Below are 15,046 nucleotides of genomic sequence, written 5' to 3'. Positions count from 1 at the left end.
CGCTATACACAAAAAGCTATATTATGGTATTATAATGTATGTCTGCTTATAAAAAAATATATCAAAATATTAAATACGTTGTTTTGCTTCTGCTATTGACCGCCACGCAAGTTTTTGCACAAAACAACCGTACAAACGATACATCCATTAGTTCCCCGTGGAGGCGAATCAGAGATTCGCAATTTTCTTCAAGTGTCGTATCCATCAAACTTGATAAATTCCTCCTGTATGTCGGGAATCAGTCTGAAATGACCGAAATGACGGCGAATGAATTTGATATGCCGGGATTTGAACCGTACTACGGAGGGGACTTGCCCGACCCTGCGGGTCATAGTGAAAATTATTATGTTTTTAAAACTACATTTTCCGTCAGCACTGATTGCAAGGACAGGAATATTTCTCTGTACTTTAACCCGCTGTACACGCCGTTTATTATTCGTATCAATAATACTGTAGTCTACCAATCAGGCATATACTCAGGCGGAGTGTACAGTACTGGAACGGCTCTCGCCGCCCATGTGCCGCTTGCAGACGGATTGATTTTTTATTCAGATGATGACGCCCCAATTGAAAATGTTCTTGTAATCGAAGCGTTTCCTGAATACGAAAAAAACCCGCTGCCTGAATTTTCAATAGCCGAATTTTCTGTTAATGAAAGGAAAGCGTTCATAAAGAATCTCCTGACTTCCCACCTGGTGCTTATGGCTCAGGTTCTTTCTCTGCTTATCGCCATTTATCATTTCTTCCTCTTTTTCTCCAGGGGCCGCAATATAAAGTATTTGTATTTTTCGCTATTGTGTTTTTCATTTTTCCTTGCCTACGCTAATGTCGGTTTTGTCTATTCCTCGGCGCATTATACGTTGCTCGAGAAAGTAAGCCGTATCTTTCAAGTGTTATGCTTGCCATTTTTTGCCGCGTTTATACTGGAGTCGGTTGGAATATTCGGGAATAAAAAAAAGTATATTGCCGCCGTTCTTCTTGTCTACAGTCTGTTATGCGCTTTATTCATAGCCCTTCAAAATACAAAACAATCGGTAAACGAGATGTTTGGCGTTATGACAAATATCAACACAATCCCGATTCTTGCGGGCAGTATTATTATTCTCTCTTACGTCGTTTTTTTCAGGAAAAACAACAAAGTTGTGCCGTTTTTTATCATCGCGCTTACAGTCGCCGGTTGCAGCCTGCGCGATCTTTTTGTCCTACAGAGCGGTTCTGTTCCGTTGTTTTGGGCGGCTCCTTACTCTTTCATGGTCATGGTAATTATAATTTACGCGATGCTGATGACCGAGGAAAATTTTATACAGAACGCGTTTTCCCGCTACCTCGCTCCTGAAATTATTTCCGAAATTATCAAAGACCCCGACAAGCTGAATCTTGGCGGCGAAAAGCGTGAGATGACCGCGCTATTTACCGACATACAAAATTTCTCGTCGATTTCCGAACAGCTTGATCCAGCTCATCTGGTCAAGCTTCTTAACAAGTACCTTACAACGATGAGCGATATAATCATGGAACACCTGGGAACCATAGACAAATACTGGGGAGACGCGATTATCGCGTTCTTTGGCGCTCCGTTGTTCAATGCCGATCACGGAGTCCTAGCCTGCCGCAGCGCCCTCGCGATTAAGGCGGCGGAGAGGGAGTTAAACAAAATAATAGCCAACGAAAAGTTAAGCCCTGTGCCGCTTTTTACCCGCATCGGAATAAACACGGGTGAAATGGTAGTGGGCAATATGGGCGCTGAAAAAAAGATGGATTATACCATCATGGGGAACGCGGTAAACCTCGCTTCCCGCATTGAAGGCGTAAACAAGCATTACCAAACAGGCGGCATATTGATAAGCGAATACACAAGGGCAAAAATCGGCGATGAGTTTATGTTTCGCCGTATTGACCGCGTAAGAGTGGTTGGGATAAACAGGCCGTTGCGCCTGTATGAATTACTGCCAACGGATACTGATAAAGGCATGGTGGAAATTTGGGAGAAGGCGATTGATTTATATGAGCGCATGGATTTTAAAGAAGCGCTGCCCTTGTTTTCTTCGCTGATGGAGCGTTACCCAAATGACAATGTAGCCAAGTTTTACGCGCGGCGTTGCAATGTCTTTGCAGAAACTCCGCCGCCGCCAGAGTGGGACGCGATAAAAAATCTGACGGAGAAATGAAATGCCTCGCCATAAATTCAGCCTTTGTAGGAATTACAGACATCAAACGGTAATATAAAATCAACCTTGTTTTCTTTTACGGTTATAAACTGAACAGCGTCCTTAAAATCATTCCAGCGCAGAGCCAATGCGGTGGAGATGGTTGTTTGAGTGATTGGAGCAACAGTATTCTGGAGCGGGTGTGTGAGCAGGCGATGTTGTGGGTACAAAGTTTCAGACAAAACTGTATTGTTCTGTGGAATACTTATTTTTCTGAAATGATTTTTAACAACGCATCAGGTTCTAACGCAGGTATGGATGAATGAACAAAGTCTGATGTATTACGAGTTACTATATAATCTACCGCAATATTTTCTCCTGTGGCGTATTGTACTGCATCTTCAAAATCATCCCACTCAAGAGATATAGCTTGTCGGATTGTATTACCAGTTACGGCGGCAATATCAACAATTGCTAATATATTTTTTACTAAAGTTATAGCAATTTCTTTGCTTTTCCGTTCACGACGAATTATATAGTATATATCAGTTATAGTGGAGGCTGAAAGAAATAGTTCTATTCCTCCCTTTGATAAACCTAAAACTTTAGTACCTGCGCTACAAAATGGCTGCCTTTCAAGTAGCACATCAAGGGCAATATTTGCATCAACAAGTATCTTCATACGCGATATTTATCCGCAAGCCGCTGCTCTCGAATATCATTTATACTTATGTCAGACGGTAGATTCGTTCCGGCAAGCGCGCCAACAAGAGTTTGTATTTCAAAAGCTTTTGCCCATTCATCAATTTGAGCCAAAGTCAGCTGAAAAGGTTTTTTTTGAGTCGAAAACGGTATCTTTTCTGTTTCTTCATCTGCCGGAAATAAAACCACTTCAATTTTTCTATTTTGTAAAGTTGGAGGTAAATCAAAGATACTTGTTAGAACGTTAGAATCAACAATTTTTCGAAGCGCAGTCATTTTTCCTCCTGTTTGTTTTTCCACTGTTGTAATCATATACTATTTTTTAGCTTTTATCAATATCTAAATGCAACTTATCATCGCGCCGCTTTTTTCATCATGTTGACCTGTTACCGCAAGTTTTACAATACTGCCTGAAACCGCGTTTTCAATGCGGTCTCTTTCTCCGGTAACTAGCACAAGGCCGCGCTCGCAACAGGCATAGCGGCCAAAGCGGTTGTATGGCAGTGGGAACGCGTCGGAAATAATTCGCGCTTCTTCTTTTTTCGCCGAAGGTGTGCCTGTTAATAGAAAACTGAAAACCAGCCTCTCTTTGGGAAGTTTAGCGGCGGCGGAAAGTTTGCGAAGCTCCTTCGGCGCGTCTGCAGTTTCGTAGGCAAAGTGGCACCAGCGTTTTTTTGTGTCGATCCAATTCCGCCCTTTAATCATTTTTGTCGCGCCACCTGATAGGGGGCAGGCGCCGGTGTGCGTACATGGCGAAGAAGGGGGATGCCCTAACTTCATAAGCGCGTCCCGCAGAAAAGAAATAAATTTTCCCGATTGCGGGACACCCGGCTCCACAGTTAAAATGTAGGCGTTTTTCGCCGCTTCGCTATTCATTGTCTGCGCGGCGTTTTTTGCCATAAGCCGCAGTCCCTCAGCGTTTTTATGTGGCAGATTTTCATAAATTTCATTAAACATGTTTACCGCGCAGACAAGAGCGGCAGGCTTTCTTTTTTTCGCTCCTTTTACCTGCCTTATATCAATATCTTCTTTTATAAGATTTATTTTCCAAGAGCCACTTTTACAGCCTGAATCTTCGCAGAGAGCGAGAAAAAACTTTTTTCCGGCTTCAAGGGCTGGGCCGCTTCGGTCTATGCAGTTAAACTCCAGCGGCAGGTTGCGAATATCTGGACGCGAAATCCAAAGCGCCGATGTTAGGGTTAAAGGGCCGCAGCCTAAATCTGTGATTGAATTGCCTGCTTGCAAATTTATGTTTAAGGTTGGCAGTAAGAGGCAGAGACGGTAGAGATTCCACGGTAAAAAATAATGCAGATAGGCGGAAAGAAAATTGGGGCGCGTCAGATAGGAAAGTGATCTGCTCCCCCGGTTGTTTGTTAGGAGACGGGAAAGTTCCGCGATATCAGACGGCAGTTTGCTTTTGAAACGTCCCGGTATGGGGAATGTTTTTTCTATTAAAGAGGGAATTGTCTCAAGCATTTTTTTGTTATCTGATAACTGATGATACCGGGACTATTTCGTACCCTGAACGGATCAACGCGTCAAGTAACGCCTCTATCCGCTGAAACAGATATTCGTCTCTGCCGCCGGGAAGCAATCCAAGCCGTATTGGGATAATTGCGCCGGATTCCCTTTTTTGAATAATTTGTTCGATCATTTCAGCAGGCGGGATTTGCCGCAGGTTTAGCCTTAGCGCGTCTTCCCTTGACATCCAGTCTCCGGGATCGATGTTTCTGTTAATGGTGGTGTATCCTGCGGCTGCCGCGGCGGCGTTTACGGTGTCGGAAGTGCGATAGAACGGGGGGTGCCAAAGGATAGAGAGTTCTTTTCCCGTGGCTTTGTTGAATTCGTCTTCGTTACGCGCAAGCCCACGGGCGATAAATTCATTGGTAATGCGGTAGCGGGTATCCGACAGATCAATCGGAGTGTAAAAAAGAGATGCGGTTTCATGCCCGGCTTTAACGATAGCCGCCGCCGCCTGTGGACTGCGGCGTATAAATTCGCCGTTTAAAAAGAAAGTCGCTTTTATTTTTAACCGGCTTAACGCGGCTAACACCTGCGCCAAGCCCGTATCGTCGTCGTAAAGATCAAAACAAACAGCGATGGGCATGGTACGTCCAAGAGTGTACGATTTATTTACGGTATAACTTGATAAAAGAGATGAAGTGCCGGTAGATTGCATATTGCGTATCATGGGAATATTGACGTAATGCCCTGAAGACTGAGGTTCAAGAAAAACGCGGTAATGATCCGAGTACAGAATCGGCGGCCTTAATTGCGTATTTGCCGCGATTGTCCACGCGTTTCTTCCGTCGCTTGAAAACCAATCGTTTCCTATTCTTGCGGCTATTTGCGACAGGCTTCCCGAACCTTGTACAAAACCAAATTCATCCGCCGAGGAAAGGCAAATTCTCCTGCGCGGGTAGGAAGAGCTTGAAATATTTATTTCTTCTATAAACCTTGAATTTCCGGCAAGCAATTGCCTGTCACTGATCCACGCGCAGGAAAAAACAGGAGTATTGTTCAATCTTTGAATTATCCGCCAGTTTGCGTAATCCCAGAGTTCAAGCCCGTTCTCGCCCCAGAATACCGCTTTTGTTCCATCCGGCGACAAAGCGCAATTTGACGCTAACGGAAAACTTTTATTAGGCAATAAATTAATCGCGCTTCCTTTAACTTCAAAACGTAAAACAAAAGTTTCGTCTTGTACCGTATAAATTACCGTAAGATTGCCTGAAGTTATGCCTCCTGAACGCGTGGGACTGCCCGCTCTGCGTTCCTGTACAATGGAAGGCCAAAGAACGTTAAAGTTTTCAGTTCCGTTGGGGGTAAGCGCGTGGGGAAGGATTGTCACAGGCGAGGCGGCGGCGCTTGCCTTATTTTCACCTAACAAAAAGAAAAATATGCCCTTACCGCCCTTATTTAATAAAATTGAGCCTGAGTCCGGCGCTATCCAATAACGGTCAAACCCTGAATCAAAATCCAGAGGAAGGACAGCGGCGACCGCGCCAATGGAAAGAAAATCACCGTAAATTGTCCTTGTAAAAAGTTCCGGATTTGTTACGCGATATAAAGTGTTTCCGGTCATGTAGTAAAAAACGCCCTGTTGATCCCATAACACCGATTCAATTCCGCCGGAACCAATCATTCTAAAACGCTCGTCTACCAATACCGACAAATCGCTTAAAATAGGAAAGTAAAAAAGCCTGCCGCCCTTTGAGTAAACAAAAAGCCGCGAGTCGGGACTCCATTTTACGGGGAATCCGGCGTTAGGCAATTCTATTTTTTCGCTGACAACTTTTTTTGTGCCGCTTAAAAGATCAACCATAACCAAATCCCCATAGCCGGGGCTTACAGGCTCTATGATAATAATCCAGTGTCCGTCTGCGGAAGCGGCTAAATCCTGAAGCCTGCCTTTTAACGGCGTATTGCCAGACGCGAAAGACGGATACACGGGAAGCGGAGTCGGAAGCCCTCCCAATACGGGAATACTTGCCGCTCCCAATCTGTTCAACGCGATAATGGTTTTTCCGTTATTTACCAAATACAGTTTTTCAGGGTGCATGGTAAGCTGCTGCATGGACAGATCGCTTAGCCTTGTAATAAATATGGCTTGCTGTCCCTCAAAATCGGCTCTGAATAAAAGCCTGTCATCGTTTGAGACGGTCAGCCCGCTGAAATTAACCGCTGAAAGCTGAAAAATGGGTATTAGTGAAACGATAAGGGAAAAAAAGATTTTATATGCTCTGTAAGCGCGTTTTTTCATTCTATTTCTCTAAGCGGCTACTGTTGTACGATTGCCGTAGGCTGTCGCATGGCTACCGCACCGCTGTCGCACGGCTGCAACGTCTTGGAAACGAGAAAATCATCCAGTTCGCGTTCCAATACGCAGAGTCGCTCTTCCATTTCCCGTATACGCCGGATTGAGTATTTTATCTGCCGATCTAACAGCCCTTTACACGCTTTGTCTACTACATCGCTAAAAACGTATAAACCAGCCTCCGGCATTTTTTGCTGTCCGGGCGAATATTCTCCCCCGGTTACAGCCGCAGATTTTTCACCAAGTATCATACATTATATTGTAGTATATTTTACCTGAAAATTTCCATAGTATTTTTAGAAGGTATTTCCCCGGCTTGAGCGGTCTCTAAAGCGCGGATTAACGTAAAAATCGCCAAAAACGCCAAAAGTATCAAAATTAATTTTTTCATTGGGCCTCACTTTCATATTTTAATTTAACAATTCCAGAGGATTGATCAATTTATTGTTCTTGTCATATATTCCAAAATGCAGATGGGGTCCAGTACTGTAGCCGGTATTGCCCGATTCACCTATTTTTCTACCCCTTGTCACCTTGTCACCCTGTTTTACGGAAAAAGCGCTTAAATGGCCATACATAGTCTTGTAGCCGTTACTGTGGCTTAAAATGATGTGTTTTCCGTAAAGCCAATTTTCGCCTGTAAAGGAAACAACCCCGTCCAACGAAGCAAGAACAGCCGTGCCTGTATTTGCCCTAAAATCAATGCCGGAATGGAAACTTAATGATCCGCTTATCGGGTCTTTTCTCATCCCAAAATAGCTTGTGATATGTTTTTTATTAAGCGGATACATAAATGTTTCGCCTAAACTTAACCTAAGATCGATATCATTCATCCTCGCTCCGGGGATAAAAAGCGTGTCTCCAGCCCTGATATTATCGTCTTTTATGTCATTTACATCTAAAATTACTTCCAGAGGCACTTTAAAGGACGCTGAAATTTTTGAAAGATTGTCCCCTTTTTGAATTTGGTATGGAATACCATCGATATTGGGTATTTTTAATACTGCTCCTTCTTTAAGTTTTCTGGCGTTGGTAATGTTATTTGACGCGATAATCGCTCCGATGGAAACGTCGAACTTTTTCGCTATAGCAGAAACAGAATCGCCTTTTTTAACTTTGTACTGTTGCCATTTAAAAGTGACAAGAGAACCGTGCGGGTTATCTGTCTGCGTATTTGTTTTCGCGTTTTCACCGGAAACTTCGCCGCTTGCAGTCGCGCTTAACTTGTCAATAACATCGGTAATTCCTGTGGTGGCGTATTGAATCACCCTTTGTTCCGCTTCCGTTTTTTCCGCAGGCGGGGTTATAGCGTAAATATCAGGAATTCCGATATTCAAATTTTCCCAATTAAACGCGGCAAGGGCAATTACTACAATTCCGGCGATAACGGCTATAGTTCCAAAAAGGGGGAGTGAAAAACTAAATCCGCTTGAATGATTACGCCCATTATCTGTATTTGCCCTTGATCCTCTTTTTCTCGATATTTTTAGCTGTGAGTCTCTTGTTTTTTGCCGTCTTGCCCTTGTAAACGCTTCAAACAGGGAAACATGACCTTTTTTCCTTATATGAGCAGGTTTTTGAGAAAAGTGGCTCATAAATTCCGTATTAACATTTGCCGATTTATAGTTGTGCCTGAAAGAAGACGTTTTTCGCCTTTTTACGACATGTTGTTTTTCTATTATTGGGGCCATATTAGGTTTATCGACAAAAAAAGCGATAAGGATTATATATGATATATAATGAAAGGAATAAAATCGGTTTTATTCGCTATTTTAGCAGCGCTTTTTTTAAAGTTGTTCATTTTTGATTTTATCATTGCCCGGGGACATTCGATGGAGCCAACGATTCGCGACGGCGCTGTTTTAGTTGTCAGCCGCATAAATTATGGATTGCAATTACCGTCAAATAAGTATCTGTTGCGCTGGGGGCAGCCAAAAAAAGGGGAAGTTGTAGTTTTCTACACGCCTTCCGGCGAGTTAGCGGTAAAACGCTGCACAATGTCGGCGGAAAACGGCATGTTTTATGCCGAAGGAGACAACAGCGTTGTATCCTATGATTCGCGTTCTTATGGTCCTGTTCTTACCGATAATATTATTGGGAAGGTTTTGGGGTATTAGATGAATTTGAAGCGGCGTTATATAGCGGTCTTTTCATTATTAGCGATTTTCCTTTTATATTTGATTATTCATTACGCCGTATTGATGATAAAGGGTGAGCTTCCTCCTCCCGCCCGCATGGATACAAGTCTTCCTGAACGCGGTTCTATTTTAGACAGAAATGGCCGCTTCCTTGCCATTCAAATCCGGTTTGCCGATGTCAGCGTTTGGCGGCCTTCGATTAAGGATATTGATGTTTTGTCGAATGAACTTGCCGCGCTTCTTGATATGTCTCCTACTGAAATCAGCGAAAAAATAAATTCGTCCGAGTCAAATTTTCTTTATTTAAGAAGGCATATCGATGACGGCACGGCGAGGCAGATTACCGCCATCCTTGAAGAAAAAAAAATTAGGGGCGTAATGCTTCAACCAATTGTAGGCAGGGTATATCCCGAAAGAAATCTCGCAAGCCAGATTGTCGGTTTTGTAGGAGACAGAAACGAGGGGATTGAATACGCCTTTAACAATGTTTTATCCGGCGTTGATAATGACGGCAAAGGTTCCAATGTCGTGTTGACGATTGACGCCTATATTCAGCATATTTTACGGCAGATTGCGGAAAAAACAATGGAAGAGACAAAAGCAGAGGCTGCGATTTTTGTAGCGATGGATCCCCGCACAGGCGATATTCTAGGTTCCGCGTCTTTGCCCGATTTTGATCCCAATAATGTCCGCGCTTCTGACGCGAACAGCCGTATGAACCGCCCCGCTATCTGGGCTTTTGAGCCAGGTTCCACTTTAAAAGTTTTTTCTATGTCTGCTCTTTTGGATTCAGGTGTGATTTCAACTAACTCGACTTTTATCTGTAACGGATTTTATACTACAAGCAGGGGCGTTCAGATTAAATGTGAAGGGCGGCATGGCAAAGTAACGGTAAGGGAAATAATTATTAATTCGTGTAACGCCGGAGCCGCCTATGCTTCGGATAACATCAGTTCAAGCAGATTTTATCAGTTGTTAAGCGATTTTGGTTTTGGCTCGCGCACCGGCGCCGGCAGTCCCGGTGAGACTGCCGGCTATCTAGTCCGCAGTGAAAACTGGTCTGAGCGCTCAAAACCGACTATCGCTTTTGGGCAGGAAATCGCGGTTTCCGCCTATCAGATACTGCAGGCCACTTCCGCTGTCGCAAATGACGGCGTTTTAGTTCCGCCGAGAATAGTTTCTAAAATTATTTCAGCGGACGGCAAAACGGAAACAGAGTGGAAAAGCGGGGAAAAACGCCGCGTTATCAGCGCGGAAACCGCAAGAGCGATGCGCTCTTACATGGCTGATACGGCTTCGAGTATCGGGACAGGCTGGAGAGCGGGGGTGCAGGATTTGTCCCTCGGCGTAAAAACAGGAACCGCGCAGATAATTGATCCCGTAACAAAAAAATATTCAGAGACCGATTTTATCGCAAGCTGCCTAGCTATTCTTCCCGCTGAAAATCCGTCTCTAATTCTGTATCTTGCCGTAATTAAGCCGCAGGGAGTAACATCAGGGGGCAGAATCGCCGCCCCCGCAATCCGCGAAGCCGCCGAATCGCTAATTGATTATCTTGGCATTCCGCGCGGACGCAATCCGCAGATTAACCACCCGCCTTCGGTCAGCATACCGGCGGGCCGTCTCCCCCCCGTTGAGACTCAAGTACCCGATTTTTCAGGGATAGCGAAAAGAACGCTTTTATCCCTCTTGTTACGCGACGATATTAACGTGGAAATTATCGGCGACGGCTGGGTGCGCCGTCAAAGCCCTCCCGCCGGAACGCCCGTCACGCCCGGCATGAAAATTATTCTGGAGTTGGAATAATATGGATAATATTAAAAAAGCGTTACGCCATGTCACATATTAAAAAAAATAAGGAAATCCTCCTTAATCAATATCCGGGTCTCTGGGAAGAAATTAACTCTAAAAATAAAGACGATGAATTTAAAGACATAATAACGGAAACGGCGCAAACAGGCGATCCTATATTGCGTATTAACGGCCTGTATATTCACTCTCCGCGCGATCCGTTACGTGAAAGTCAGCGTCTCGCGCAAGCCTGTGAGCAGGCGGCTGCCGGCAATGGCGAAAAAAGCTCGATTGTCATTTTAGGTTTTGGACTTGGCTATTCCGCGCAAGCCGCCGTAAAATTGGATCGCCCTGTGATTGTAGTGGAAAGGCATAAAAGCCTGCTTCTAAAAGCGCTTGAACTTAGGGATTTTAGCGAATTTCTTGGCAAAAACAGAATAATTTTTGTAATTGGCGGCAGTGGAGACGCTATAACAAGCGCCCTCTCAATGGCAAACGAATTAGTTTCCAGCGGTGACGCAAGCGCGAAAAAAATCGCCCCCTACATTATCAACAACAAAGCGCTGACAAGTTTTGACGAGCAGTGGTACAAACAGATAGAAGGAAAAATTCAGTCGTGGACGGCGAGAGACAGCGTAAACACAGCCACCCACAGGCGCTTTGGGCAAAGGTGGGTACGCAACTTTTCACGTAACATAAGCGCCATCTGCGATTACCCCGGAATTTCCCGCCTGTCAAATTTTGCGGCGGCGCAGACCGAAAGTCAGTCTCTTTCGGAATTTTCACCCTCCGCAGAAGCCACAAATCTTGCGGCGGCGCAAGCCGAAAATCAGCCACTTCCGGTATCAAAGCCAGCTAATCAACCTATTTCAGCCTCCGCAGAAACAGCCAATCAGACTCTTCCGGCACTTTCAGCCTCCGCAGAAGATGCAAATCTTGCGGCGGCGCATACTATAAATCAGCCTTTCCCCGTATTTCTTGCCGCCGCAGGGCCAAGTCTGGACAAAATAAAACCTTTGTTACGCGACATTTATGAAAGGTGCGTTATTGTCGCGGTAGACACAAACCTTCGCTTTTTCATAAAAAACGGTATTCAGCCTGATTTTGTCCTTGTAGTTGACCCGCAATTTTGGAACAGCCGTCATCTTGACCGTTGCGTCCGCGAAGAGGACAATTTACAAACCGCTCTGATAGCCGAGTCCGCCGTTTATCCGCCTGTCTTAAAACTGCCCTTTAAACATAAATTTCTTTGCGGTTCCATTATCCCGCTTGGAATGTTTATTGAAAAGCGCGTCGATCCAAAGACAAGGCTTGGGGCGGGAGGTTCTGTCGCTTCTACGGCATGGGATTTCGCGCGCTTTTTAGGTGCTCAGGAAATTTGGATAGCCGGTTTAGACCTTTCGTTTCCCGATTTAAAAACACACTTCCACGGCGCGCGTTTTGAGGAGATTTCCAACTCAAGCTCCAACCGCTTTAATCCCGCCGAAAAATGGGCAGTGCGCGCCCTGCGCGACGGCTTTCCTTTTAAAGCGCCTTCCGTCCTCGGCGGACAAGTTACCACGGACAAACGTCTTTCCCTCTACGCCGCATGGTTCGAGGCTCAATTTGCCCAAAACAAACAAATCCAAAACCACGCCCTCTTCCACGAAGGGTTAGCCATAAAAGGACTCCATGCGGCGGACAGCCAAAAATTTTTAACCCTGCCAAAGCGCCGCGATGAGATTAACCGCCGTATTCAGCTAACGTTCTCTGAAATAGAAAAAGAATTTAACGCTCCTGAAGAAAAGCGCGGCAGAGCTGAGAAGTATGAAAAAGCGGTTAACGCTCTAAAGCACGGATTAGAAAGTATTAAAAATGCCAATGAAGAAGGAGCGGGAGTTGTGTTGGAAAGCGAGGTTAAAGAAATAGCGGATTTCTTGTTAGCGTCTGTGGAGAAAGATTCGTATGATGCGTATTTAAGAGAAGTGATAAAGTTGTTTTAATCGCGTAACGCGCAATGGCGTTAATGGCGTTACTCTTTAAAAAATCTAAAAAGCATTAACATTTTTTCCGAACAACGCTATCATTTCTCTTTTAGATTTTTTACCGCGTCCCAATCCTTTGGCGGAGGAGTTTCAATAAACGCCTTGCACCTAAGCGCGTAAAACTTGGCCGCATTGTCATTCGGGTAACTTTTTACCAGCGAAACAAACAGGGCAAAAGCATCACTAAAATTCCTGTCTTCATACAAGTCAAGAGCCCTTTCCCAAATTTCCACCATCCCCTGTTTAGTATCCGTCGGCAGCAGTTCATACAGGCGCAATGGCGTGTTTATCCCAACCACCCTTACGCGGTCGATACGGCGAAGTATAAATTCATCGCCGATTTTTGCCTTGGTGTATTCGCTTATCAATATGCCGCCGGTATGGTATTGTTTATTAACTCCTTCAATACGCGACGCAAGATTTACCGCGTTCCCCATGATGGTATAGTCCATCTTTTTTTCCGCCCCCATATTGCCCACTACCATTTCGCCGGTATTTATTCCGATGCGGGTAAAAAGCGGCACAGGACTCAACTTTTCGCTGACTATCATTTTGTTTAACTCCCTCTCCGCCGTCTTAATCGCGAGTGCGCTTCGGCAGGCAAGGGCGCCATGATCGGCATTATACAAAGGAGCGCCGAAAAACGCGATTATCGCGTCACCCACGTATTTATCTATGGTTCCCAGGTGTTCAATTATGATGTTACTCATTTCAGTAAGGTACTTGTTTAAAAGTTGTACCAGATGAGCGGGGTCAAGCTGTTCGGAAATAACGGAGAAATTTTGTATATCGGTAAATAACGCGGTCATCTCCCGTTTTTCACCGCCCAAGTTCAGTTTATTAGGATCCTTGATAATTTCGGAAATAATTTCCGGCGCAAGATAACGGGAAAACGCATTCTGCAAAAAATTTTCATCGGTTATCAGCATTGCGTATGTTACAACTACCAAAAGTATGAAAGCATAAGGGGTCGCCCAGAACAGCGGCTCTATTCCGTTTTTCAGAATTAACAGATCGCGCAAGCTCGCTCCTGCGACTAAAAGCTCTATTATAAACAACGGCACAACTTTGATGTTTTTCCTGAAAAAAACAATGTATGCCATAATAAGAATACTGCCCGCAAGAATCGGTACCGTATTGAAATTCGTCATGATGTCATACATCGCGTTTATCGATTGCTTAGTTTTTTGAATGGCTATTAATAAAGTGAAAGACAGGCTGTAGACAAGAACGGCGGCAATGACATACTTCCTTTTATTCCCGAACATTCCCACCGATTCCAGAATAAACGAGAAAAAAAATGGAAAACAGAGCATTTGGAATATCCGGGTTACTTTCTGGACAAGCGTATCATGGGGCGAGCTATAGGCAAAACCAACATTGGAGTATGCAAAGAAAAATGAAAGGCACATAAGCGCAAAAAACAGGTACTTGGTATCCTTGCGGCCTCTGGAAAAAAAGAGGAAAAAAAGATAAGCGGCGATTAAAAATGAAAGAACTTGGGCGGCAAGCACCAGGTGGGAGGTTAAAAGGTTCTTTATAAAAACTTTTCTTTCATTAAAACTGTATTCGGATATTGAGAATTCAGGCAGCCTGTTTTTTTCATATTGTGGAAATGTTTCGATTACAAGAACATTTTCAATGGGAGAATCATCCTCTGAATAATTAATCAACCCTTTTGAAAGCGGCACATGATATGCCAGAGCCGTACCTGTACTGTAAGTCCCGTCTGAGTATAAGCCTGATTTATAAATTAAAATATTATTGACGCGTATAGTACACGGCATGAATGTAGGATCAATATACAGCGAAATATCGATGTCCTTGCAATCCGTACTGACGGAAAATGTGGTTTTAAACACATAATAATTTTTACTGTGGCCAGCGGGATCGGGCGTATCCCCTCCATAGTACGGTTCAAATCCAGGCATGTCGAATTTACTCGCTTCCATTTCCGCCATCTCTGATTGATTCCCTACATACAGGAGGAACTTGTCAAGCTTGATGGAAACGACGCTAGAGGAAAATTGCGAATCTCTGATTCGCCTCCACGGTGAGGCGATGGATGTATCGTTTGTTTGGTTGTTCTGCGCGAAAACTTGCGTAACGGTCAACAGCAGAAGCAAAACAACGCACTTAATATTTTTATAAGCAGACATACCCCATAATACATGATTACCGCTTTTTATGTATAGTGTGCCCTATTAAATAGGAGTTGTCAAGATAATTTTTACCCTTGACAATGCTGTCTAATACGGTTATATTTTAAGTACTTGGGTATATTTGGGCGGCGAATAGCCGTTACAGACCCGGGGAGCCGCCGGGTCATGAGGCCCGGTTTTTTCATTTTAACCCTTCTACTGTCCAATAAACCATTTTCCCTGTCTGCATAAGCTGATCATCTTTTATGTCTTTGCTAAGGTCAAG

12 protein-coding genes are annotated in these 15,046 nt (G+C 44.3%); 4 read left to right on the top strand and 8 right to left on the bottom strand.

What is annotated here, in order from left to right; translation table 11 throughout:
• Nucleotides 1-38: 38 nt before the first annotated feature.
• Nucleotides 39-2,168 (top strand): adenylate/guanylate cyclase domain-containing protein, encoded by a 2,130-nt coding sequence (locus ACYVRA_RS17000; protein ID WP_461253926.1) that lies wholly within the window; start codon nt 39-41, stop codon nt 2,166-2,168.
• A 17-nt stretch (nt 2,169-2,185) separates the two neighbouring features.
• Here the strand turns inward: ACYVRA_RS17000 and ACYVRA_RS16995 are convergent, their stop codons facing one another.
• From ACYVRA_RS16995 to ACYVRA_RS16965, 7 genes are all read right to left on the bottom strand, one after another.
• Nucleotides 2,186-2,389, bottom strand: coding sequence for a hypothetical protein (locus ACYVRA_RS16995; protein ID WP_461253925.1), 204 nt, complete (start codon nt 2,387-2,389; stop codon nt 2,186-2,188).
• 23 nt (nt 2,390-2,412) lie between these two features.
• A complete protein-coding gene (locus ACYVRA_RS16990; protein ID WP_461253924.1) occupies nt 2,413-2,829 on the bottom strand; it encodes a PIN domain-containing protein in 417 nt (138 codons plus the stop codon).
• The gene (locus ACYVRA_RS16985; protein WP_461253923.1) at nt 2,826-3,149 is read right to left on the bottom strand and encodes a hypothetical protein; all 324 of its coding nucleotides are present in this window, start codon (nt 3,147-3,149) and stop codon (nt 2,826-2,828) included. The genes ACYVRA_RS16990 and ACYVRA_RS16985 overlap by 4 nt, the downstream gene beginning before the upstream one ends.
• 39 nt (nt 3,150-3,188) lie before the next feature.
• Complete coding sequence (locus ACYVRA_RS16980; protein ID WP_461253922.1) at nt 3,189-4,325, bottom strand: small ribosomal subunit Rsm22 family protein; 1,137 nt, start codon at nt 4,323-4,325, stop codon at nt 3,189-3,191.
• Between the two features lie 7 nt (nt 4,326-4,332).
• Complete coding sequence (locus tag ACYVRA_RS16975) at nt 4,333-6,612, bottom strand: polysaccharide deacetylase family protein (RefSeq protein ID WP_461253921.1); 2,280 nt, start codon at nt 6,610-6,612, stop codon at nt 4,333-4,335.
• Between the two features lie 17 nt (nt 6,613-6,629).
• Nucleotides 6,630-6,917, bottom strand: a complete 288-nt coding sequence (locus ACYVRA_RS16970; protein WP_461253920.1) for a hypothetical protein — start codon at nt 6,915-6,917, stop codon at nt 6,630-6,632.
• Between the two features lie 159 nt (nt 6,918-7,076).
• Nucleotides 7,077-8,357, bottom strand: coding sequence for a peptidoglycan DD-metalloendopeptidase family protein (locus tag ACYVRA_RS16965; protein WP_461253919.1), 1,281 nt, complete (start codon nt 8,355-8,357; stop codon nt 7,077-7,079).
• A gap of 48 nt (nt 8,358-8,405) precedes the next feature.
• Here ACYVRA_RS16965 and lepB point away from each other — a divergent pair, with 48 nt between their 5' ends.
• From lepB to ACYVRA_RS16950, 3 genes are read left to right on the top strand one after another with little or no spacing between them, the layout of a single operon-like run.
• Nucleotides 8,406-8,783, top strand: a complete 378-nt coding sequence (lepB, locus tag ACYVRA_RS16960; RefSeq protein WP_461253918.1) for a signal peptidase I — start codon at nt 8,406-8,408, stop codon at nt 8,781-8,783.
• Entirely contained in the window at nt 8,784-10,610 is a 1,827-nt protein-coding gene (locus ACYVRA_RS16955; protein ID WP_461253917.1) for a penicillin-binding protein, read from the top strand.
• Nucleotides 10,611-10,639: 29 nt separating this feature from the next.
• Nucleotides 10,640-12,577 carry a motility associated factor glycosyltransferase family protein gene (locus ACYVRA_RS16950; RefSeq protein WP_461253916.1) on the top strand — a complete coding sequence of 646 codons (1,938 nt, stop codon included), beginning with the start codon at nt 10,640-10,642 and terminating at the stop codon, nt 12,575-12,577.
• 80 nt (nt 12,578-12,657) lie between these two features.
• Here the strand turns inward: ACYVRA_RS16950 and ACYVRA_RS16945 are convergent, their stop codons facing one another.
• A complete protein-coding gene (locus ACYVRA_RS16945; RefSeq protein WP_461253915.1) occupies nt 12,658-14,778 on the bottom strand; it encodes an adenylate/guanylate cyclase domain-containing protein in 2,121 nt (706 codons plus the stop codon).
• Between the last annotated feature and the right edge of the window lie 268 nt (nt 14,779-15,046).

This window comes from Treponema sp. R8-4-B8 (assembly GCF_054786175.1).
This window is presented reverse-complemented; position numbering and strand designations above follow the sequence as displayed.

What these genes read in the sequence shown, in the direction of transcription:
- ACYVRA_RS17000 (WP_461253926.1), top strand. Translation starts at nt 39, where the DNA reads ATGTCTGCTTATAAAAAAATATATCAAAATATTAAATACGTTGTTTTG.
- ACYVRA_RS16990 (WP_461253924.1), bottom strand. Translation starts at nt 2,829, where the DNA reads ATGAAGATACTTGTTGATGCAAATATTGCCCTTGATGTGCTACTTGAA.
- ACYVRA_RS16980 (WP_461253922.1), bottom strand. Translation starts at nt 4,325, where the DNA reads ATGCTTGAGACAATTCCCTCTTTAATAGAAAAAACATTCCCCATACCG.
- ACYVRA_RS16975 (WP_461253921.1), bottom strand. Translation starts at nt 6,612, where the DNA reads ATGAAAAAACGCGCTTACAGAGCATATAAAATCTTTTTTTCCCTTATC.
- ACYVRA_RS16970 (WP_461253920.1), bottom strand. Translation starts at nt 6,917, where the DNA reads ATGATACTTGGTGAAAAATCTGCGGCTGTAACCGGGGGAGAATATTCG.
- ACYVRA_RS16965 (WP_461253919.1), bottom strand. Translation starts at nt 8,357, where the DNA reads ATGGCCCCAATAATAGAAAAACAACATGTCGTAAAAAGGCGAAAAACG.
- lepB (WP_461253918.1), top strand. Translation starts at nt 8,406, where the DNA reads ATGAAAGGAATAAAATCGGTTTTATTCGCTATTTTAGCAGCGCTTTTT.
- ACYVRA_RS16955 (WP_461253917.1), top strand. Translation starts at nt 8,784, where the DNA reads ATGAATTTGAAGCGGCGTTATATAGCGGTCTTTTCATTATTAGCGATT.
- ACYVRA_RS16950 (WP_461253916.1), top strand. Translation starts at nt 10,640, where the DNA reads ATGTCACATATTAAAAAAAATAAGGAAATCCTCCTTAATCAATATCCG.
- ACYVRA_RS16945 (WP_461253915.1), bottom strand. Translation starts at nt 14,778, where the DNA reads ATGTCTGCTTATAAAAATATTAAGTGCGTTGTTTTGCTTCTGCTGTTG.